2 protein-coding genes and 1 pseudogene are annotated in these 1,695 nt (G+C 76.5%); all 3 read right to left on the reverse strand.

Annotated features, from left to right (window positions below):
- A partial coding sequence (locus ABD811_RS20960; RefSeq protein WP_344950155.1) for an urease accessory protein UreD occupies positions 1-731 on the reverse strand: 731 nt, incomplete at its 3' end.
- Positions 728-1,402, reverse strand: a complete 675-nt coding sequence (gene ureG / locus ABD811_RS20965) for an urease accessory protein UreG (RefSeq protein ID WP_344950158.1) — start codon at positions 1,400-1,402, stop codon at positions 728-730. The genes ureG and ABD811_RS20960, both read right to left, overlap by 4 nt.
- Before the next feature lie 93 nt (positions 1,403-1,495).
- Positions 1,496-1,695 (reverse strand): annotated as a pseudogene (locus ABD811_RS20970) (urease accessory protein UreF); the annotation flags it as partial.

Raw genomic sequence — 1,695 nt, forward strand, 5'->3', positions numbered from 1 at the left:
CCGACCGCCGACGCCGCCACCTGAGCGATCGACTCGCCGCGAGCGAGGCGGCGGCGCAGCAGCGCGGCGTCCGGCGCGACGGCCGTGACCAGCACCGCGGACGGGTGCGCCAGCGGCAGGACGGCCAGCCCGTCCCCGGCATGCGGCTCGCGGGTCAGTCCGGGCCGGACCAGCAGCACGTTGCCGACGGCCCTGGCGTCCCCGAGCACCGCCGGGCCGCCGTGCCGGTCCGCGACGCGCAGCTCGTGACGCAGCAGGGGCGTCCGGCCGATCGTCACGTCGATCCGGCTGTGCAGCCGCCCGGGCCGTTCACCGTGACGTCCCAGCACCAGCTCCTCGTGCAGGCGCAGCGTCGCGTCCTCGGCCAGCGCGATCTCCGTCACGGACCGGTGGTCGCATCCGGCGGCGGCCACCGTGGGCTCCGGCGCGAGGTCCAGGTGGGCGCCCGCCCCGGCCCGCGCCCGCACCGTCAGCCGTGACACGCCGTCCCCGGGCAGCACAAGCGTGGCCGCCACCGAGCGCACCGCCAGCCGCGCCCCCGGGCCGACACCGAGGTCGATCTCCAGGACGTCGCCGCCCAGCGGGCCCGCCGCCGCGCCGACCAGATAGACGGCGTCGGCGGTCTCGCGCAGCGCGAGCGGCCCGTCCGAGCGCAGCCGCGTGCAACGGGTCCGTCCCTGCGCGTCGCGTTCGGCGGTGACGGCCGCGCGCGCCGTGTACCGCCGGGTCACGTCACCGCCGTGGCGGCCGCGCGCGCCTCGCGCAGCACCCCGCGCACCCACGCCACCACCTCCGGCGCGTCGGGACGCTCGCGCAGCGAGGTCAGCGCCACCGGCCTGCCGCCGCGCACCCGGGCGGCGTCGCGCTCCATCAGCGCCACGTCGCTGCCGACCAGCGGCGCCAGATCGGTCTTGTTGATGACCAGCAGGTCCGCGTTCGCCACGCCCGGACCGCCCTTGCGCGGCACGTCGTCGCCGCCCGCCACGTCCAGCACGAAGATCTGCCGGTCGGCCAGGCCCCGGCTGAACAGCGCCGTCAGGTTGTCGCCGCCGCTTTCCACGATGACCAGGTCCAGGTGCCCGTGCCGGGCCTCCAGGGCCTCCACCGCGTCCAGGTTGGCGGAGATGTCGTCGCGGATGGCGGTGTGCGGGCAGCAGCCGGTGCGCACCGCGGTGATCCGGTCGTCCGACAGCACGGCCTCGCGGCGCAGGAAGTCGGCGTCCTCGGTGGTGTAGATGTCGTTGGTCACCACCGCCAGGGCGAACTCCTCGCGCAGCGCGCGGCACAGCGCCGCCGTCAGCGCCGTCTTGCCGCTGCCCACCGGGCCGCCGATGCCCAGGCGCAGCGCCCGGCCCGCCGCCGGCGCGGCCTCGTGCGGGTCGTGATCGTGGTTGGCGCCCACGGTGCGTCCTCCCGTCTCCACGGTGTTCCCATGACTCGGTTCCCGTGACTCGAACAGACCTGTGACTCGAACAGACCTATGACTCGTACAGACCTATGACTCGAACAGGCGCAGCCCGGAATGGACGTGCGCCTCGGCGAGCAGGTCGAGCAGCGGCGCGGACGGCGCGGGCAGCGCCCGCCAACCGTCCCCGGCCGCGGCGGCGGCCTCCCGCGCGACGTCGTCCACCTCGGCCGCCAGGCCGGCCAGGACCCGGTGCACGCCCAGCGGGTCCAGGCCGAGCAGCCGGACGG

Origin of the sequence: Actinomadura miaoliensis (assembly GCF_039536785.1) — a bacterium.
Classification (GTDB): domain Bacteria; phylum Actinomycetota; class Actinomycetes; order Streptosporangiales; family Streptosporangiaceae; genus Spirillospora; species Spirillospora miaoliensis.